Origin of the sequence: Solirubrum puertoriconensis (assembly GCF_001483135.1) — a bacterium.
Classification (GTDB): domain Bacteria; phylum Bacteroidota; class Bacteroidia; order Cytophagales; family Hymenobacteraceae; genus Solirubrum; species Solirubrum puertoriconensis.
Genome location: NZ_LNAL01000008.1, coordinates 121,630 through 140,721 on the forward strand (window position 1 = coordinate 121,630; position 19,092 = coordinate 140,721).

18 protein-coding genes are annotated in these 19,092 nt (G+C 60.6%); 8 read left to right on the top strand and 10 right to left on the bottom strand.

Features of this window, described 5'->3' with window-relative positions; translation table 11 throughout:
- Positions 1-80: 80 nt before the first annotated feature.
- On the bottom strand, positions 81-788 hold the full coding sequence (locus ASU33_RS14655; protein WP_059071611.1) for an SDR family oxidoreductase: 708 nt from the start codon (positions 786-788) through the stop codon (positions 81-83).
- 98 nt (positions 789-886) lie between these two features.
- Positions 887-2,788: a glycoside hydrolase family 13 protein gene (locus ASU33_RS14660; protein WP_078063167.1), complete on the bottom strand. Its 1,902-nt coding sequence runs from the start codon at positions 2,786-2,788 to the stop codon at positions 887-889.
- A gap of 342 nt (positions 2,789-3,130) precedes the next feature.
- Here ASU33_RS14660 and glgP point away from each other — a divergent pair, with 342 nt between their 5' ends.
- Entirely contained in the window at positions 3,131-4,804 is a 1,674-nt protein-coding gene (glgP, locus tag ASU33_RS14665; protein ID WP_059071612.1) for an alpha-glucan family phosphorylase, read from the top strand.
- Positions 4,805-4,879: 75 nt separating this feature from the next.
- Here glgP and ASU33_RS14670 read toward each other — a convergent pair whose 3' ends face one another.
- A complete protein-coding gene (locus ASU33_RS14670; RefSeq protein ID WP_059072726.1) occupies positions 4,880-5,479 on the bottom strand; it encodes an arylesterase in 600 nt (199 codons plus the stop codon).
- Here ASU33_RS14670 and ASU33_RS21595 point away from each other — a divergent pair.
- The 3 genes from ASU33_RS21595 to ASU33_RS14680 all read left to right on the top strand — a co-directional run bounded on the left by ASU33_RS21595 (position 5,469) and on the right by ASU33_RS14680 (position 6,442).
- Positions 5,469-5,639, top strand: coding sequence for a hypothetical protein (locus ASU33_RS21595; RefSeq protein WP_173664842.1), 171 nt, complete (start codon positions 5,469-5,471; stop codon positions 5,637-5,639). The genes ASU33_RS14670 and ASU33_RS21595 overlap by 11 nt on opposite strands.
- Positions 5,640-5,870: 231 nt before the next feature.
- A complete protein-coding gene (locus ASU33_RS14675; protein WP_059071613.1) occupies positions 5,871-6,188 on the top strand; it encodes a thioredoxin family protein in 318 nt (105 codons plus the stop codon).
- Positions 6,189-6,199: 11 nt separating this feature from the next.
- Positions 6,200-6,442: a DUF6952 family protein gene (locus tag ASU33_RS14680; RefSeq protein WP_059071614.1), complete on the top strand. Its 243-nt coding sequence runs from the start codon at positions 6,200-6,202 to the stop codon at positions 6,440-6,442.
- 166 nt (positions 6,443-6,608) lie between these two features.
- On the opposite strand, the gene ASU33_RS14685 is transcribed toward ASU33_RS14680, so the two are convergent.
- From ASU33_RS14685 to ASU33_RS14705, 5 genes are all read right to left on the bottom strand, one after another.
- Positions 6,609-7,220 (bottom strand): TetR/AcrR family transcriptional regulator, encoded by a 612-nt coding sequence (locus tag ASU33_RS14685; RefSeq protein WP_059071615.1) that lies wholly within the window; start codon positions 7,218-7,220, stop codon positions 6,609-6,611.
- Between the two features lie 44 nt (positions 7,221-7,264).
- A complete protein-coding gene (locus ASU33_RS14690) occupies positions 7,265-7,927 on the bottom strand; it encodes a carotenoid biosynthesis protein (protein ID WP_160328206.1) in 663 nt (220 codons plus the stop codon).
- A 56-nt stretch (positions 7,928-7,983) separates the two neighbouring features.
- Complete coding sequence (crtD, locus tag ASU33_RS14695; RefSeq protein ID WP_059071617.1) at positions 7,984-9,504, bottom strand: 1-hydroxycarotenoid 3,4-desaturase CrtD; 1,521 nt, start codon at positions 9,502-9,504, stop codon at positions 7,984-7,986.
- Between the two features lie 52 nt (positions 9,505-9,556).
- Positions 9,557-10,639: a hypothetical protein gene (locus tag ASU33_RS14700; protein WP_160328207.1), complete on the bottom strand. Its 1,083-nt coding sequence runs from the start codon at positions 10,637-10,639 to the stop codon at positions 9,557-9,559.
- A 268-nt stretch (positions 10,640-10,907) separates the two neighbouring features.
- Entirely contained in the window at positions 10,908-12,095 is a 1,188-nt protein-coding gene (locus ASU33_RS14705) for a class I SAM-dependent rRNA methyltransferase (RefSeq protein ID WP_059071619.1), read from the bottom strand.
- Positions 12,096-12,264: 169 nt separating this feature from the next.
- On the opposite strand from ASU33_RS14705, the gene ASU33_RS14710 reads away from it, so the two are divergent.
- Entirely contained in the window at positions 12,265-12,741 is a 477-nt protein-coding gene (locus tag ASU33_RS14710; protein ID WP_059071620.1) for a GNAT family N-acetyltransferase, read from the top strand.
- On the opposite strand, the gene ASU33_RS14715 is transcribed toward ASU33_RS14710, so the two are convergent.
- Positions 12,728-13,180 (bottom strand): SRPBCC family protein, encoded by a 453-nt coding sequence (locus tag ASU33_RS14715; protein ID WP_149867244.1) that lies wholly within the window; start codon positions 13,178-13,180, stop codon positions 12,728-12,730. The two genes, ASU33_RS14710 and ASU33_RS14715, sit on opposite strands and share 14 nt — an antisense overlap.
- 100 nt (positions 13,181-13,280) lie before the next feature.
- Between ASU33_RS14715 and ASU33_RS14720 the strand changes: the two genes are divergently transcribed.
- The 3 genes from ASU33_RS14720 (at position 13,281) to ASU33_RS14730 (ending at position 18,131) form a co-directional block, all read left to right on the top strand.
- Positions 13,281-14,354 carry an aminotransferase class I/II-fold pyridoxal phosphate-dependent enzyme gene (locus tag ASU33_RS14720; RefSeq protein WP_059071622.1) on the top strand — a complete coding sequence of 358 codons (1,074 nt, stop codon included), beginning with the start codon at positions 13,281-13,283 and terminating at the stop codon, positions 14,352-14,354.
- Positions 14,355-14,668: 314 nt separating this feature from the next.
- Complete coding sequence (locus ASU33_RS14725; protein ID WP_059071623.1) at positions 14,669-16,996, top strand: TonB-dependent receptor; 2,328 nt, start codon at positions 14,669-14,671, stop codon at positions 16,994-16,996.
- 13 nt (positions 16,997-17,009) lie between these two features.
- Positions 17,010-18,131, top strand: coding sequence for a PepSY-associated TM helix domain-containing protein (locus ASU33_RS14730; RefSeq protein ID WP_059071624.1), 1,122 nt, complete (start codon positions 17,010-17,012; stop codon positions 18,129-18,131).
- 10 nt (positions 18,132-18,141) lie between these two features.
- Here the strand turns inward: ASU33_RS14730 and ASU33_RS14735 are convergent, their stop codons facing one another.
- Positions 18,142-19,056 carry an alpha/beta fold hydrolase gene (locus ASU33_RS14735; protein ID WP_059071625.1) on the bottom strand — a complete coding sequence of 305 codons (915 nt, stop codon included), beginning with the start codon at positions 19,054-19,056 and terminating at the stop codon, positions 18,142-18,144.
- Between the last annotated feature and the right edge of the window lie 36 nt (positions 19,057-19,092).

The following is a 19,092-nucleotide window of genomic DNA, read 5'->3' on the forward strand; positions in this document are numbered from 1 at the left end:
TGGTTGGGGCAGCGCGGCTACCGGCTTTTTGTTGCCTGGGTCAACAGGCCGTAAGCTGACTTGGCTTGCTGCCGATTCGGCTACCATTCCTGGGTTACGGGGTGTAGCGTTAGCTCGTCGATTACTACGTGGGCTGGGGCTTCGAGCACGTAGCGTACGGCTTGGGCTACATCCAAGGGTTGTAAGTGGGTAAGCTGCTTTTCGGGCGCGCCCGGCCGGGAAGCATTGAAATGGGTATCAACCAAGCCGGGGTAAATCACGCTCACTTTGATGCCGTGCGGCCGCACCTCTTTGCGCAAGGCATCGAGTACGGCGTGCTGCGCGTACTTGCTGGCGCCGTAGGCGGTGCCGTGCACAAAGGTGCGCTTGCTCACGTCGGAGGCTATGCCCACAATGTGGCCGCGGCGCTGCTCCTTAAGGTGCGGCAGGGCGGCTTTGCAGAGCAGAAAGGTACCCTTCACGTTCACGTCGAACATTCGGTCCCACTCGGCCTCCTCAAAATTTTCGAGCAGGTTAAACGAGCCTACCCCTGCGTTGCACACTACCATATCGAGCCGGCCATAGCGGTTTAGGGCTTCAGCCACCACGAGCTGTGCGTCGGCTTCCTGGCTTACATCGGCCACTACGGGCAGCCCATTGGTTTTTTGGGCTACTTCTAGCAGGTCGTGTTCGGAGCGAGCTACGCATACAACGCTTGCTCCTTGCAAGGCCAGCAGCGTGGCAATGGCACGGCCAATGCCGCGGCTGGCACCCGTTACAATGGCTACTTGGTTGGTTAGGTCGGTCATAGCAGAAAGAGCCTTGGTTTGCTTACCCAAGAACTACGGTGTTGTACGCAGCGCACCCTCGGGGTTGGCGAAAATGCGCTGCGTGCAACACCTAGGGACTACTTCTTCAGTTCCAGCACCCACGCGGTGTAGGCCGGCACTTTCAGCGAGGCCAGGTTATCGAGCGAGGTGCCGGTAATTACCTCCTGCGCCGATTTGTAGCCCTGCATGCGCTCGGCAAAGCGGGCGGTGTCTACGGTCTTGGCCTCTTTGCTGGCGTTCATCACCACCATCACGGTTTCGCCCTGCTCGTTGTAGCGGAAGTAGGTGTACACGCCGTTGTCGGGGATGAAGTGCATGTACTTGCCGGTGTGCAGCACCGGGTGGCTCTTGCGGTAGTTGGCCAGGCGGCTTACGTACTCAAAAGCGGCGTTTTGCTGCTCGTTGCGGCCCGCCTTGGTAAAGCGGTTCTCCTTGTCGCCGGGCCAGCCGCCGGGGAAATCCTCGCGCACTTTGCCATCGGGGTTGGAGTAGTTCTTCATCAGCACCTCGGTGCCGTAGTACAGCTGCGGAGTGCCGCGCGTGGTGAGCAGCCAGGCAATGCCCATCTTATACTTCTGGAAGTCTTCGCCCACCACCGAGAAGAAGCGGCTCACGTCGTGGTTGTCGAGGAACACCACGTTGCGCTGCGGGTCTTCGTACATCCAGTCGGCCTGCATGGTGTAGTACAGCTTGCTAATGCCTTCCGTCCAACCGGCATCCTTGGTCAGGCCCTCATTAATGGCGTACTGCAACTGAAAATCGAGCACGCCGGGCATGTTGCTCTTGAAGCCCTGCACCTCCGGGAAGACGTTGCGCGCGAAGTAGGCCTGCTGCCCCGTGCCCTGCACCCAGGTTTCGGCAAACATGCCTAGGTTGGGGTACTCATCGAGGATGGCCTTGCCCCAGTCCATCAGGAATTTGCGGTCGGAGTAGGTGTAGGTATCCACGCGGTAGCCGTCGAGGCCGGTGTACTCTACCCACCACAGGAAGTTCTGGATAAGGTAGCGCGACACCTGCGGGTTGCTCTGGTTCAGGTCGGCCATGTGCTTGTCAAACCAGCCTTCGCCAAACTGCTTGCGGTCGGCCGCCGACACGTAAGGGTCATTAAAGGCGGCATCGCGGAAGTTGGAGCGCGTAAACTCCGGCCACTGATGAAACCAGTCCTTCGAGGGCGCATCCTTCACGAGGTAGCCCGAGGTACCCATGTGGTTCAGTACCACGTCGTGCACCACCTTCAGGCCCTGCTTGTGGGCGTTCTGCACAAAGCGCACGTAGTCGTCGTTGGTGCCGTAGCGGGGGTCAACGCGGTACCAGTCGGTGGCGGCGTAGCCGTGGTAGCTGGCCTTGGGCTCGTCGTTTTCGACAATGGGCGTAGGCCAAATGGCCGTTACGCCTAGCTCCTTGAGGTAGCCGAAGTGGTCTTCGATGCCTTTCAGGTCGCCGCCGTGGCGCGAGAACATGGAGTCGCGGGCAATGCCCGGGGCGCGCATGCCTTTCACGATGTCATTCTTGGGGTTGCCGTTGGCAAACCGGTCGGGCATTAGCAGGTAAATAAAATCGGCGGTGTTGATGCCCTGCACCTTCGATTTGTCGCCCGGTGTGGTGCGGGCGCGCAGCTCGTACTGAAATTTTTGCTTTTTGGCTCCGCCCGTAAACGTGAGCGGCAGCTTGCCCGGCTTGGCCGTGGGCTCGATGCGCAGGTTAACGAGCAGGTAGTTCGGGTTTTCGAGTTTCTCTTGGCTCGTAAGCGTTACGCCGGGGTAGCTGCCATCGATTGCGGCCGTGCCGGAACCGATTCCGGGCCCGTACACGAGCAACTGCAGCTCGGGGTTTTTCATGCCCACCCACCAAAAGGTAGGGTCGATGCGGGTGATGCCGCTTTTGGCAACGGCTACGGGGGCCGGCTCGGCCGCTTGGCTGGCCGCAGGCGCGCCGAGCAGCATCAGCAGCAGCGGCGCCCAGGAATACTTACGGGGCATAGAATTGGGGAAATGAGCAGAAAAAGCAACCTAGCGGAAACGCACCAAAGTAGCATACTCCGGAGCGCGCACTCAAACCTACCTCGGCAATTGCAGATAATTTGCGTTATTTATTTACTTTTTCTTGCGCTTAGCCCCTAATTCGCATGCACTTTGCTGCGCCTTGGCCGTGCTAGCCCATCAGCACCTAGGGCTAACGGGCAGGCCAAGGCAGCCAGCCCAGGTAGCTGCGGCTTAAGGGGTTGCGCTCATTGTCTCTCAACGCATTTTGCCGCACTATGCCGTGCGGTCCTTTTCGATCAACAGCCTTACAAGCCTCATTTCTAACTGATTTCACACGAAATGGCCTTTTCATTTACCTCGTACCAGCCAGCGCCCGAGTTCAGCAAATCGGCGGCCTACTTCTCCATGGAGTTTGCCATCGACCAAGCCCTGAAAACCTACAGCGGTGGCCTGGGCTTTTTGGCGGGCTCGCACATGCGCTCGGCCTACGAGCTGAAGCAGAACCTCATCGGCATTGGTATTCTCTGGAGCTACGGTTACTACGACCAGGCCCGCCAGCAAGACGAGACCCTGCGCGTCGACTACATCCAGAAGCAGTACAGCTTTTTGCAGGACACGGGCGTGATGTTCGACATCACCATCCACAGCGCCCCCGTGAAGGTGCGCGCCTACTACCTCGCGCCCGAGGTGTTTGGCACGTGCCCCATGTTCTTCCTGACCACCGACGTGCCCGAGAATGATTACCTCTCGCGCACCATCTCGCACCACCTCTACGACGCCGACCTGGCCGCGCGCGTGGCGCAGAGCATTTTGCTGGGCGTGGGCGGCGGTAAGCTGCTCGATATCATCGGCAAAACGCCCGAGGTGTACCACCTCAACGAGGGCCACGGCCTGCCCCTAGGTTTCTACCTCTACAACAAGCACGGCCACAAGCTGGAAGAGGTGCAGAAGCGCCTGGTGTTTACCACGCACACCCCCGAGCTGGCCGGCAACGAGGAGCACGGCTTTAAGCTGCTCGACGACATGACCTTCTTCGCCGGTGTATCGGGCGACGAGGTGCGCCGCCTGGGTTTTGTGGAACACGAGCGCGTGAACTACACTCTCACGGCCCTGCGTATGTCGCAGATTGCCAACGGCGTATCGGCGGTACACGGCCGCGTATCCAACCAAATGTGGGCTGGCAACGCGGGCATTTGCCCCATCATCCACATCACCAACTCGCAAAACGGCACGTACTGGCGCGACAAGCAGCTGCACGAAGCCCTGGCCGCCAAGGATACCGACGCCCTAAAGGCCCGCAAGCGCCAGCTGAAGCAGGAGCTGTTTAAGGAAGTAGCCAACCAAACCGGCAACCTCTTCGACCCCGATGCCCTGACAGTAGTGTGGGCCCGCCGCTTTGCCGGCTACAAGCGCGCCAACCTCATTCTGCACGACTTTGCCCGCTTCGAGGCGCTGGTGCGCAGCTCGGATCGTCCGGTGCAAGTAATTTGGGCTGGCAAGCCCTACCCCAAAGACTACGCCGCCATCGGCCTGTTCAACGACCTGATTAAGCGCACCCGCCACCTGAAGCAGTGCGCCGTGCTTACGGGCTACGAGCTGCAGCTTTCGGCCTTGCTGAAGAAGGGCTGCGACGTGTGGCTGAACACGCCCCGCTTCCCGCGCGAGGCGTCGGGCACCTCGGGCATGACGGCCGCCATGAACGGCGCCCTCAACCTGAGCATTCCCGATGGCTGGATTCCGGAGTTTGTGCGCCACGGCGAAAACGGCTTCCTGATTCCGCTGGCCGAGCTAAACGAAGCCGACGACGTGAAGGACGCCATCGAGGCCAGCGGCACGCTCGACGTGCTGGAGCAGGAGATTCTGCCGCTGTACTACGACAACTCCGAGCAGTACTGGAACGTGGTGCAAACCGCCATGCGCGAGGTAGAGCCGCAGTTCGAATCGGGCCGCATGGCCGCCGAGTACTACGAACTGATGTACAACGCCTCGGTACTGGCTTCGCAAAAAGCGTAGCCATAGGTAATTAGGCACATACCACAAGGGGCGGACACCTAGGGTGCCCGCCCCTTGTGCGTTTAGGGCAGCGGGTTAATCAGCTTGTACCTGCTCGGTACTGCGTAGCACCGGCTCGAGCACCTGCCACACGTTTTCGGCCACAATGCGGTAGCCGGCGGCGTTGGGGTGGGCGCGGTCGGGCAGGTTCAGTTCGGGCCGACCTAGCACTCCCTGCAGCAGAAAGGGCACAAACGGCAGGCGGTTTTTGTCGGCTACTTGCCTGAACAGGGCCTTGAACTCCTGGGCATAGCGGGCAAACTGGTGGTTGCCGAAAGGCCCTAGGTCGAAGGGAAACTCCATGCCTACCAGCACGATCTGGGTGTCGGGGTACTTGCGGTGCACCTCCTCGACGATGCGCTGCAGGTTTTGGGTGGTTTCGCGCACGGGTATGCCGCGCAGGCCGTCGTTGGCGCCCAGCTCCAGCACAAACACATCGGGCCGGCGCTTGCTCAGCACCGAGGGCAGGCGCTGCAAGCCGCCGGCGGTGGTTTCGCCGCTTACACCCGCGTTGATGCACTGCCACGCCAAGCCGGCCGAATCAATTTTCTGCTGAATAAGGGCCGGAAAAGCTTGTTGGGGCGACAAGCCGTAGCCAGCCGTGAGCGAGTTGCCGAAGAATACAATGTTGCGCATACGAACCACGGGCGGAGCCGCTTCGGACCGGGCCCGTTCGTCGGGCGAGCAAGCCAGCAGCATTGCCATGCAGGTTACCAGCCAGGGAAAGAAGCGTCGCATGGTGTTGCTGTACGGCAAAGCATGTATGTGGGGTGGCGAGTTGGCTAGTACCGCCTAGGCAGGAACAGCAGCGCTGCAGCTAGGGTAGCTTTTGGGCTTGCTCGGGAGGGCATGAAGCCGGCTTGCGACCAGGTTGTGTAAACTATCTGGGCGTTGGTGCGTTGGGGATGTGCTGCCTTACTGCTTTAAAGGCTAAACTATTTTTTGCCCGAAACGCTTTAGGTTTGCAGCCAGATAAGAATGATTCTTATCTGTAACCGCTTCTTTTCTCTACATACACATACCATTCATGGCCGTAATCAAAGCCACCGACGCTGAATTTCAGCAGCTTCTGCAAGAAAACGAGAAAGTAGTTGTAAAGTACTACGCCGATTGGTGCGGCAACTGCCGCCTGTTTTCGCCCAAGTTCAAGCGCCTCTCCGACCAGGAAGGCAACGAGCAAGTGGTGTTTCTGGACGTAAACGCCGAGAACAGCCCCGAGGCGCGCAAGGCCGCCAACGTTACCAACCTGCCCTTCTTTGCCGTATTCCGCAATGGCGAGCTGGTCGATACCGTAGCCGCCAGCAAGGAAGAGGCTGTGGCCTCGCTGATCGATAAAATTCGCTAGGACTACCCGCTATGAAAATTCCGGCTATTAAGCGCCTCGTAGAAAGCCAAACGCTGCAAACCCTGGTAGAGGCCGAAGAAGCCCTGCTCGATGAGCGTCAGCCCTCGTTTGAGGTAGAAGGCGAAGACGAGGGCGAGCAACTCACCCACGTGTTTGCCGCCATCTGGATCCTGAACCACATGAAAGACCACGGCGTGGAGTTTACGGCCGCGCTGCGCGAGTACACCAAAAAGGTGCGCGTGTCGATTAGTTAACGAACCGATGCCGCGGCGGCAGACAAATACCACGTCTGCTGCTTACTCAGCCATTATCAACAGCAAGGGCTGCCCCGGTTGGGGCGGCCCTTGCTGTTTTTTGGTTGAAGCCGGTGTATAGCTCGCCAAGGTTGAGCTACCTAGGCGCACCTAGGTATCGCCCAAACTACATGCGGGCGAAGTACGCGGCGGCGGCCCGGATGCCCTCATCAGTGCAGAGGCCGCGGATGTAGTAGAGGTACACGCTCCGGAATACCTCGGCTACGTTGTAGCGGCTCGGCGGGAAGATTTGCTCGTTCAGCACCATGTTGAGCTGCTCGAGAATGATCTTGGCTACCAGTCCAATGTTAATGTCGCCGCGCAGCATTTTTTGCAGCACGCCTTCGTTGAGAATGCCCGAAATCTGCGGGTACGAGTACGTAGCCAAGTGCTGCTGGCCCACTTCCCACACATCGGGGTAGTGGTGAATCAGGTCGGCGAAATACGAAGGGGCAATTTCGCGTAAGTCCCGAATGCCGAGCTCGAGCAAGCCCAGCAGCCGCCCTACCGGGTTCTGCACGCGGGCAAACAGCTCCTCGTGTTCGCGCTTTTGCCGCTCGATGTCGTAGTAGGTGGTGTGCAGCACCAAGTCGTGCTTGTCGGCAAACATCTCGCGAAAAGTAGACGGCGACACATCGAGCGCTGCAATAATCTGCTCCTGCGACTGGCTCTCAATGCCTTCGCGCCGAAATAGCTGGTGGGCTTCTTCGAGCAGGGTGTCGCGTAAAGTTCGGCTCATGTGCGGGTAGTAAGCAGTGGGGGAAGGCGCGGCAGCCAGGCAAATTAGCTGATCAGCAAGCCCAATGCAAAAAAGAACAGCAGTTGCAGCATGTACACAAACGGTACCAGCGGATTACGCCCGCCGGCAATCCGGCTGGTGTTGTAATACACTTGCAGAATAAGCGACACGGCAAACCAAGCTTTGAAGTTCTGCATCGGGATTACGTCGGCGAACCACTTCCACCAGCCAAAATGCACAGCCACCGGCTCGATGCACACGTCCAGACCCACCATCAGCACGGCGGCCAACACGGCGCGCGCAAAGCCGGGCAAGGGCAGCCGCTGCGCCAAGCCACCAGCCACATACGTCAATATCAGCCAGTTAAGCCCAATGATTATGGGCGTACCCAAGAACTTGGGCCCGAGCGTAGTACCGTACTCGTAGCGGCCAAAGATGACGCCTGTTTGCACGCCGGCCACCTCCACGCCGTAGCCCACTAGCATGGCCGTTAGCGCAAACCACCCGAACATGGGGGTTGGGCTGTGCTTATCGAAGCCCAGCAGCAACGCCGCCGTGAGCAGCAGCGTGAGGGGCATAAACTGCAGGTAAAAGCTGGGGTCCTGCGAGTAACCTAGGCCCACAAGGCCTGTGCTATAGAACAACAGCAGCACAAACTGAGCGATGCGCAAGCGACGCGACGAGCCTGGCGCAGGCGGAGCAGCCACAGACGGGGTTAGTTGATCGGGTTGTGGCATCAACAAGGAGTATTACTAATTAATAATTATGAATTATTAATTAAGTCAGCAGTGATTTTGGCCGATAGCAGACACAGCGGAATACCGCCACCGGGGTGCACCGAGCCGCCGCAAAAATACAGCCCTTCTAGCTTGCGCGAGAAGTTGGGGTGACGCAGAAACGCCGCCATCATTGTGTTGGATGAGCTGCCGTACAACGCCCCACCCTGCGACGAAGTATCCGCGGCAATGCCCGGGGGCGTCCACACGCGTTCGGCCCGGATCAGCGTCTCAACGTCAATCCCTAGGGCTTGGTTTAGGCGGCGCAGCACGGCCGCGCGCGTATGCTGCGTAAGGGCCGCCCAGTCCTGGCCTTCGTCGTGGGGCACGTTCACCATCACAAACCAATTTTCGTGGCCGTTGGGGGCGTCGGTGGGCGTTTTTTTGGAGGTGATGTTGACGTACACAGTCACGTCGTCGGCCACGGTTTTCTGCTGAAAAATGGCCTCAAATTCGCGGCGGTAATCGGCCGAGAAGAAGATGTTGTGCACGCCCAGCTCCGCAAACTCGCGCCCAATGCCCCAGTAGAAGATCAGCGCCGACGACGACCTAGGCTGCCCTAGGGTACGCTCGGGCGCCGGCTGCTTGGGCAGCAGGCGGCGGTAGGTAGGCACCACATCCATGTTGCTGACTACCTCCGTGAAATCGTAGATATCCTGCGCCGTGCGCACGCCCGTAACGCGTCCGCCAGCAGTTATGATTTCCTCCACCGGTTCGTTGTACCTAAACTCCACGCCCAGCTCCTCGGCTAGCTGCACCAAACTACTGGCAATGCTGTAGATGCCGCCTTCGGGGTAGAACGCGCCAATGCCGTGCTCGAGGTGCGGAATCATGCTCAGCGTGGCAGGGGCTTGGTAGGGGTCGGAGCCGTTGTAGGTGGCAAACCGGTCGAAGAGTTGCACCAGGCGCGCATCCTGCGGAAAGGCCCGCTGGTGCCGCCGGTGCATGGAGTTAAGCAAACCTAGGCGCGGCATTTCGGCCACAGCGCGCAAGGTGTCGCGGCTGAGGTAGCTCTGCGGCCGGTGCAGCGACTTGTGCAGAAATGTACTGGCCGTGGCCTCGTAAGCGCGGCGGGCGCCGTGCAAAAAGCGACGCACCTCGGCGGCGGGCACCTGCAGCTTTTGCTCTACCTCGTGGGCAAATTTATCCTCGTCGGCCCAGGCCGTGAGGCGCGTGCCATCGGCAAAGAAGTACTGCGTAATCGGGTCGAGACGCTCGTAGCGGAAATAGTCTTTGGGGTCGCGCTCGGCTAGCCGAAACAGCTCGTCGACCAGCTGCGGCAGCGTAAACAACGAGGGGCCCGCATCGAACCGGTAGCCGCCGGGCAAGTCGAACTGGTGCATCTTGCCCCCGAACGAGTCGCGGCCTTCGAATACCGTGACTTTGTGCCCCGTGGCGGCCAGCCGCACAGCCGCCGCAATACCGCCAATGCCCGCCCCGATTACGGCCACGGGCTGCTTGAGGGAAGACGCTTGGCGGAACTTACGGGCGGCGGGCAAAACGGACATAAATCTAGTTGAACGCGAAAGTCAGAAGTAAACCGCAGGAAAGCCGATTCGTTCACAGTTGGTTGTTGGCGGCCTCCATACGCTGGTACCGTAAGCTGGTTGGCTGGGCCGGATCGACGTAAAAGGCAAACCGAGCAGTTTCCGTTTCCATCACGAAACGCACTTCATCAGGTCGCTGCGGGTTGCGAAAGCGCTGCATCTGCTGAAAGCGTACTTCCGTAACCCGTGCCGGGTTGTGTTTATCGAGCACGTGCACACCACGTGCTTCGTCGAGCAGGTAGTAGGAGTGCGTTTGCCAAACGTAGCGCCGGGGCACCTCGTAATCCAGCACTTCATAATAGCCTGCGTAGCGAAATTGCTGGCGTATTTGCCCCTGGGTATTCAGCACGAAAGCATTAGGTGCGTTGCGCAGGTGCTTGGCCGCCACCCATTCGTAATCCTTCAGGCTATCGGCACCTAGGAATTCGCGGTAGTGCCCGTAGCGGTAAACGGTAAAAAGCGTGGTATCCGTAAGCGGCAGCGCGGCTATTAGCGAAGCATCGGGCTTCTTCAGCTTCACGCTGGTACCGTTGGGGCGGCGCAACTCTTCGCAGTTTAGGACCGTTCCGTCGGCCAGGAGTTGGGCTTCGCAGTCGGGGCCTTCTCCGCCCATCCAGGACCCGGCCGTTAGCTGCCGCACTCGCCCATCAAGGCCGACTGTTAGCACACAATTCCTCGACACGTCGCTGTCGGGGATGCCCACCGGTATAGTGAAAACCAGCGTTTGGCTTGGCGCGTGGTAGCCGATAAAGCATGGGCGCTCCGGCGCACTCACTGTCACGATGTCGCGGCCAACCGTGTTGTAGAAGTCAGCCTTAGCTAGGTGACGCCGAAATACCTGCCGCCCTGTTGGGTCGAGCAAGGTGATGGTTTGTCCGCCTTCGTAGCCACGCACCCGGTGGGTAAGCCGAAAGGTGGCAGTGTCTTCGGCGTAGAACGGTCCCACAATTCCCTCCGTCACTGCTACTAACGGCTTAGTCGAATCCGTTTCAGCCCGAAGCAGCAGGCGGTAGCGTTGCTGGCCGATGTAAAAGGTGGTATCGTGCCCCGGTTGGTAACCGTATCGCGGGCGGCTCGCATCCACCGTGTCGGGCACTGCTACGGGGTTGGTTGGAGCGGTGACTGTTTTAGCTGCACGCTGCGCAACGGGCGGAGTAGATTGCTCCGCCGCACGTTGCGGTTCGCAGGCAGCTAATAGCAGCATAATTGCCAGTGCGGCACCTATTGGTCGGCTAATCATGCCGGAAAGTAGCCAAAGCTGAACCGTTGTAACTGCTGCTTACCTGCAATAACCAGTGTAGGCTGCTGAGGTAGGCATACTTACCCTCCTCAACAGCCTACACTGGTTGCTTATGTTGGTTAATTTAATCAACCGCCAGCACTAGGCCCTTCAGGTACTCGCCTTCGGGGTGGAACAGGCTTACGGGGTGGTCGGCAGGTTGGGTGAGGCGGTGCAGGATGCGCGCCGGGCGGCCGGCCTCGATAGCGGCGGCCATTACGGCGCCCTCGAACAGCTCCATGCTTACTACCTGCGAACAGCTGAAGGTAAACAGCAGCCCACCGGGCGCGATTTGCTTGATGCCGGCCACGTTCAGGCGCTTGTAGCCCATAATGGCGTTGTGGCGGGCCGAGAGGTGCTTGGCAAACGCCGGCGGATCGAGCACGATGAGGTCGTACTGGTTGTGGCGGTCTTTCAGGAAGCTGAACACGTCCTGCGCGTAGGCTTCATGCTTGTCACCTAGGCCCGATAGCTCGGCGTTGCGGTTGGTCAGCTCGATGGCTTTTTTGCTTGAATCGACGGAGTGCACCAGCTCGGCGCCGGCTTGCAGAGCATATACTGAGAAGCCGCCGGTGTAGCAGAACGTGTTGAGCACGCGGCGCCCCGGCGCGTAGCGGGCCAACAGGGCGCGGTTGTCGCGCTGGTCGATGAAGAAGCCGGTTTTCTGGCCGGTTTCCCAGTCTACGGCAAAGCGGTGACCGTTTTCGTTTACCACGTGCTCCGCCCCGGTGCTCTCGCCGAAGAGGTAGCTGTTTTGCGCATCGGGCGCGGCCTTAGCAGGCACGGTTTCGCTGCTCTTGTCGTAAATAGCGCGCAGACCGGGTACGGCTTGCTGCAGCGCGGCGGCAATTTCGGGGCGGGCCTGGTACATGCCGGCGCTGTGGGCCTGCACCACGGCTACGTCGCCGTACACGTCGATAATCAGGCCGGGCAGGCCGTCGCCCTCGGCGTGCACCAGGCGGTACACGTTGGTGTTGCCTTGGCCCGTGAGGCCTAGGCTGTGGCGTAGCTTGTAGGCGTTGCGCAGCTTCTCAACCCAGAAGTCGGCATCGATAGGCGCGGTTTCGCCGAAGGCCAGCATGCGCACGGCAATAGAGCCCGGCGCGTAGTGACCCTGGCCCAGCAGCTCGCCGTTGTGCGCGTGCACGCTCACCACCTTGCCTTCCACCACTTCGCCCTGCATGCGGGCAATGGCGCCCGAAAACACCCACGGGTGCAGGCGGCGCAAGGATTGGTCTTTACCGGGCTTAAGAAAGATGGTAGCGGCTGACATGGTATTCGGCAAAACAAGTACGAAAGGCAAAGGTACGCACCCCAGCGCGGCCAGCCGAGATAAGCACCAGGCATACGGACAACGCCCGCGCCGCCTAGGTTCAACCAGCCCTAGGTTTGCTCGGCAGCTACGGCTCGCATGTGCGCCAGCTTTCCGACCTTTGCCGCCGATGAATACCGCCCCTGCTGCCGTCGAAATTCTGGCCTACGCCCCCGAACACCAAGCCGCCTTCCGCGACCTGAACCACGAGTGGATTACCCGCTACTTCGTGCTCGAAGACCTCGACCGCCGCATGCTCGACGACCCACAGGGCTACATTCTTGATCGGGGCGGCTACATCTTCATGGCCCGCCACAACGGCGAACTGGTAGGCACCTGTGCCCTCATCTTCGAGCACGAGGGCGTGTACGAGCTGGCCAAAATGGCCGTAACGCCCAGCGCACAAGGCCTAGGTATTGGGTGGCTGCTGGGCCAGGCCGCCATTGCCAAAGCCCGCGAGATAGGTGCCCACGAAGTGGAGCTGCTCTCGAACCGCAAACTGGCGCCGGCACTGCAACTGTATTGCAAGCTGGGATTTTTGGAGGCGCCGTTGCCGGCCTCGGAATACCAGCGGGCCGATATCCGAATGGTACTTACCCTCGGGTAGGCCGCCCGAAGTAGCGCCGATAAATTGGCCGACGCCAGGCAAATTGCGCCCACACCAGCGGATACAGCAAAGCATCGAGCACCAGTGATGCGGTGCGGTACTCCAGATCTTCCACTATCACGGTGCCGCCGTTGGGGGCGGCTTCCATCAGGTGGCGGTGCTGCCAGTAGCGCAGCGGCGCGGGCAGTTGCTGTCCTAGGTCGACGAAGTAGCGCCCGCCGCTGGGTAGCTCGCCGTGCTCGGTAATGAGCGAGGTCCAGCGGGCAAGGCGCAGCGGTCCTAGGTGCATTTCAATCTCGACTAAGTCGCCGCGTTGGCAGCCATCGAAGCGCAAGAGGCGCAACTGCGGCAGCGGCGGGGCTAGGTCGAGGAATAGCTGACAGGTGAAGCCGGCCCACACTTGGGCGGGTGCTTGGGCCACGGGGGTGCGGAGCTGCATGCGCATATGCAAGGCTAACCGGACAAGGGCAAGGGATGTTGCCGCGGCGTTCGAAAGCTTGTATGTTGGTTGAGGTAGTTTCCTCTTAGCCAAGTTGTCTATGCTGCACGCCGACCACCTGCCGGGCCGCACCCTGCTTGCCGCCGACGGCCGCGAGTACCTGTTCTGCAGCGGCACGGGCTACCTGGGCATTGCTCGCAACCCAGCGTTTGCAGCGCTGCTCGCCGAAGGCCTTGCCCGCTACGGCAGCAATTACAGCAGCTCGCGCAACAGCTCGCTGCAGCTGCGCATCTACGAGGAGGCTGAAAGCTACCTGGCGCGCTACGCCGGCGCCGAGGCGGCCCTAACGGTATCTTCGGGCTACCTGGCCGGGCAAATGGCCGTGAAGGCGTTGGCACAGGCTGGGCGCTTTGAGTACGCCCCGGGCACGCACCCCGCCGCTTGGCTTACCGACCACCCCGGCCCGGTAGCTGCCACCCGAACCTTCGACGAATGGGCGCAGCACCTGCTGCGCCGCTTGCGCCACGAAACGCCGCACCCGGTAGTTCTCGTTAGCAACTCGCTCGATGCTTTGCGGGTGCAGCGCTACGATTTTAGTTGGACGAAAGAGCTGCCTACCGACCGCGCCATTACCCTGCTCATCGACGATTCGCACGGTTTCGGGCTGATTGGCCGCGAGGGGGCTGGCATCTTTACCGAAATATCCGCGCCCGCTACGGTGCGGCTGGTTGTCGTTAGCTCCCTAGGTAAGGCTTGCGGCATACCGGGTGGGGTGGTACTCGGCGATGCCGCTTTTGTAGGCAGTTTGCGTCGGAGTGCGTTTTTTGCGGCTAGCTCGCCCGTAGTGCCTGCTTACTTGTATGCTTTTCTGCACGCCCAAGAGCTATACCAACAAGCCCGGCAACAGTTGGCCGCCAACGTACAACGCTTTGCCGATGCTGCGCCAGCCGGGCTTTTTCAAGGTACCGAGGGATTTCCGGTGTTCTACACAGCCGCCAACGAGCTAGCCGATTACCTGCAACAGCGCGAGGTGCTTATCTCAAGTTTTCCCTACCCCGCTCCTACCGACCCGTGCATTACCCGAGTAGTGCTATCGGCCCTGCATAGCCCGGCCGATGTGGAGCGAGTGGCTGACCTGTGTACTGCGTTTGCGAAAAGGCAAGTGCTCAACTAGCACAAAAGAAGATAAACGGCAATTGGGCACGGCTGGTGGAAGCGCATGCTCTGCTCTTTGCAGTAATGCTCCAGTGTGTAGAATTGCGCTTATTGCCAGTGTAAATTATTTAGAAGATTCTAAACAAGCTTGTGTAAATAGGCTTGATCATATACTTTTGCTACTGTTTAGAACCATTCCAAAGTAGCAACCCCGAACACCTGCGTGGCTGCTACTCACCATTATTCATGCATTCATCACTTTTGCTCGCCCTGCTGGCGACGGGGTTGCCGCTTCCGTCATCAGCTGCTTCTGAATTTCCATCGCCCCTGGTTATGCCTGTTGCGGGTGGCATACTTGAAGGCGTAGTTCGCACCACCGATGGCCAACCTGCCGCTTTTGCTGCGGTAGCCCTCAAAGGCACTTCCTACGGCACCAACACCGATGCGCAGGGCCGTTTTGTGTTGTCGGGCGTGCCCGTGGGCCGCTACACCCTGGTAGCGTCGGCAGTAGGGTTTGCCCCCGCCGAGCAAGCGGTGGACGTAACGGAAAATGCCACCTTCACGGTGCCGGCTATCAGCTTGGCGCGCACCAATCAGGAGCTAGGCGAAGTAATGATTACGGGCCGCAGCTACACGGCCTACAAGCGCGACGCTACCAACCTGGCTACCCGTTCCGAAACGCCGCTGCGCGACATTCCGCAGAGCGTGCAGGTGTTGCCCGAAGCCGTGCTGCGCGACCAGCAGGTGCAGCTACTGCAGGAGAGCATTCGCAACTTTGCCGGCATTACGCAGTTTGGCGGCTACAACGACTTCAACATGCGCGGTTTCCGGTCGAGCACCGGCAACTTCGCCCTGAACGGACAACGCCTAGGTGGCTCCTCGTACACGCCGCAGCCTACCTACAACCTGGAGAGCGTGGAGGCCGTGAAGGGTCCGGCTTCGGTGCTATACGGTTTTGCGGCGCCCGGCGGCATCATCAACCAGACCACCAAGCTGCCCCAGGCCGAAGCCCGGCGCGAAATACGCCTGACTTACGGCAGCTTCAACCAAATGCGGGGCGTGGCCGATGCCACCGGCGCACTTACCGCCGACGGCAAGTGGCTGTACCGTGTGGTGGCGGGCGCCGAGCGCACCGGCCACCAAATGCGCGATTGGAAAACCCGCAACGTGTTCATTAATCCCTCGCTCACGTTCCGGCCTTCCGACCGCACCCAGCTTACGTTGACGTCCTCGTACTTCCACCAGAACGAAGACGGTGGCACCTGGTACAACCGTGGCATCATGGCCGTGCAGGGCGACCTAGGGGTGCTGCCCCGCGACTGGAGCCACCACGAGCCCGACGACAAGGCCCACGACAGGATCTGGAATACGCAGCTATTGGCCCAACACCGTTTGTCCGACAAGCTTAGCGTGAACCTGCTGGCACGCTACACGCACTACGATTTCCTGCAGCAGTATCACCACATCAACCGGCGCAGCTTCAACGCCGCCGCAGGTACCATTAGCCGACACTTCCGCGACTTCCATGACGTCAACTCCGATGTATTCGTCAACGGCTACCTGACCTGGAAGCCGACCACGGGCAGCATCGAGCATACCGTTTTGGCCGGCGTAGACTACGGCAACAGCCAGCGCCGCTACGACTACGCGCAGAGCTACGAGGGCGTGCCGGGCCTGAATATTTTCAATCCGCGCTACGGCCTCTCCGACCGCGCTGCTTACCGCGGCGAGGGTTACAACGCCACCTACCAGAACCCGGTGGCCTTTATCGGGGGCTACGTGCAGGACCAGCTCACGCTTACGCCGCAGCTGAAGGCCGTGCTGGGTTTGCGTTATGACACATACCGCAGCACCAGCCTCGACCTAGACCGCACCGAGCAGGTTAGCGACCCTGCGGCGGCCGTAGTAGCCACCCGCGATACTTCGTCGGCATCGGCTTTTGTGCCCCGTGCCGGGTTGGTGTATCAGCCGCTGCCGCAGCTAAGCCTGTACGGCTCGTACAGCCAGAGTTTCGAGCCGCAGTACTCCAACCTGCCCCGCTCCGGCGGCCCCTTCGACCCCGAAACCGGCAAGCAATGGGAAGTAGGTGCCCGCACCGAGCTGCTGGACCGCCGCCTGGTTGGTTCGCTGGCCTTCTACCGCATTCGTAAGGTCAACATTCTTACCACCGACCCGACCGACCCCGACGGGCAGCGGCAGATTGCCGGCAACGAGGCTACCAGCCGGGGCGTGGAAGCCTCGCTGACGGGCCGCGTGCTACCCGGCCTGAACCTGATTGCCAACTACGCCTACAACGAGGCGCGCATCACCAAAAACGGTAACCCCGACCAGCCCTACGGCTCGCCTTGGTTCGAGAATGCGCCCAACCACTCGGGCAACGTGTGGGCGGTGTACACCGTGCCCCAAGGCACCTTGCAAGGCCTGGCCCTAGGTGGCGGCGCCTACTACGTGGGCAAGCGTTACAGCTTCGATTCGGGTTTCTCGATACCGAGCTACAAAACCTTCGATGCCGTGGCGAGCTATGAGCTTAAGCGTGCTTCGCTGTCCCTGAACGTTTACAACCTGGCCGACACGCGTTACTACTCGGGCGTGTTCTTCCGCGATGTGGTGTGGGTAGGCAACGGCCGCTCGTTCCGCCTCACGGCAGGTTACACCTTCTAAAGCGGCCCAGCGCATGTCTCGCTCGCAAGTAACCAGGCGCCTGTTCAAGCTGCATAGTTGGCTGGGCCTGGCCACGGGTGTACTGCTGCTGGTGGTGAGTTTAAGTGGCGTGGTCCTGCTTTTTGAGCCCGAGCTGGATCACGCCCTGAACCCGCGTTTGCTTACCGTTGCCGTGCCCGCTCAGCCGCAACCCTCGCTCGATGGGGTGCTGCGGGCGGCCCGCCAGCGGTTTCCGCAACCCGCTTACCTGCGCCTGCGCCGGCTGCCCGTCACCCCCGATCAGGCCGTGGAAGTCAGCGTCGATCAGCCCGACCACACCTGGACGCTGGCTTATTTTGACCCTTACACCGCCCGCTACCTAGGCCAGCGCAACGCTCGGGAGCATTTGTTTGGCTGGCTCCTGGGGCTCCACTACAGCCTGCTCGGAGGCAAAGCGGGCGAGTTGGTAGTGGCCTTGTTGGGCATTGCGTTGCTGCTCAGCGTGGGCACGGGTGCTGTAGTGTACCGCAAGCACCTGCTGCCAGTGCTGCTGTTTCGGCAGCGAATCAACTGGAAAAATGCCCGCACCGCGGCCTCTGGCCTGCACCGGGTGGTGGGCGTGTGGGCGCTGCTATTTAACCTGGTTATGGCCGGTAGCGGCGCCTGGATGTTGCGCGCCTCCTTTCTGCCGAGCTCGTACCAAACAGAAGCCGAACCTGAATTAACGCTGCAGCCTACCCTACAGGTCTCGCTCGATACCCTGACCCAGCGGGCCAACGCGGCCGTACCCGGCTTGCAGGTACAGGGCCTGTTGCTGCCCCGCACAGCGGCTGATACCTTGGTGACGGTGTGGGGCCGATTGGCCGATAGCCCACTGTACGGCAACTTCAGCCAAACCGTGGAGTTCTCGGCCAGTACGGGGCGCGTTGTGCGAGCTGATGATGTGCGGACCAGCGGCGTGGCCGAACGCGCGGAGCTGGTAGCCCTAACGCTGCACTTCGGGCAGTTTGGCGGTTGGCTCATTAAGTTGCTCTGGACCGTGGGCGGACTTTCGCCAGCGTTGCTCAGCATCACCGGTTTTGTGCTGTGGCGCCGCCGCACCGCGCCCCGAAACCACACCGCTCGGCGCCAGCCCGCAAGGCAACTTTCGCGCTAAGCACCATTCATCAACTCGAAGTTGGCGCCATTTCGGCCAGAAAACCATCCAGCACTTGGGTTAGCTCGGCCGGCTTTTCTTCGGGTAGAAAGTGCCCGCAGTTGAGCCGCACGGTGCGGGCTTGCGGTAGCAAGGCTTGCCAGCGGCCTAGGTGCTGTTCGTTGAAGAAGGGGTCGTGGGCAGCCCAAACGAGCAGCGTTGGCTTGCTGGCTAAGCGCGGTAGATCCTGCCGGCGGGCTTCGTACCAATCGGAGGCGCGCACGAGCCATTGCCCGAGGCGCCAGGGGCCGGTGCGCTGACTGCGGCGGGCAAATGGCTGCAAGTAGTGTCGATGAATAGCGGGGGTGAGTTGCCGCGCGTCGGCGAAGCCTTTTTTCAGCAGCACCCGCGGCGAGAAGTTTAACCCTAGGTACAGCCAGCGGCCCAGCCAACTGTGCAGCAGCCAATCGGCCTGTCGGGCCTGCGGTTCGGTACTGGTGTCCCACAACCAAGTATTCAGCACCACCAAGCGGCTGATGCGCTTGGGGTGTTGCGCGGCAAAGCCGAGGCCAATGGGGCCGCCGAAGTCGTGCACCACCAGCGTTACCTGGGTTAGCTGCAGGTAGTCGAGCAGGTAAGCTAGGTTGGCTGCGTGGCTGGCGGGGTGGTAATCCCAATCGGTGGGTTTGTCGGAAAGGCCAAAGCCTAGGTGGTCGGGCACGATGCAGCGGTAGTGCTGCCGCAATGCCTTAATCTGGTGCCGGAACAGCCACGACCACGTGGGCGTGCCGTGCACGAATACAATGGCTTCTCCCCGGCCCTCATCGAGGTAGTGCAGACGGCCGGCCGGGGTTTGCAGGTAATGCGCGGTAAAGGGGTACTCGGCGGTGTCGAGCCAGGCTGGCGTAGCTGCTTGTGTAACGGGGGTAGCGGTTGGGGTTTCCATGGTTCCGTGGACTGGAGAAGTTGACGGAACAAAGGA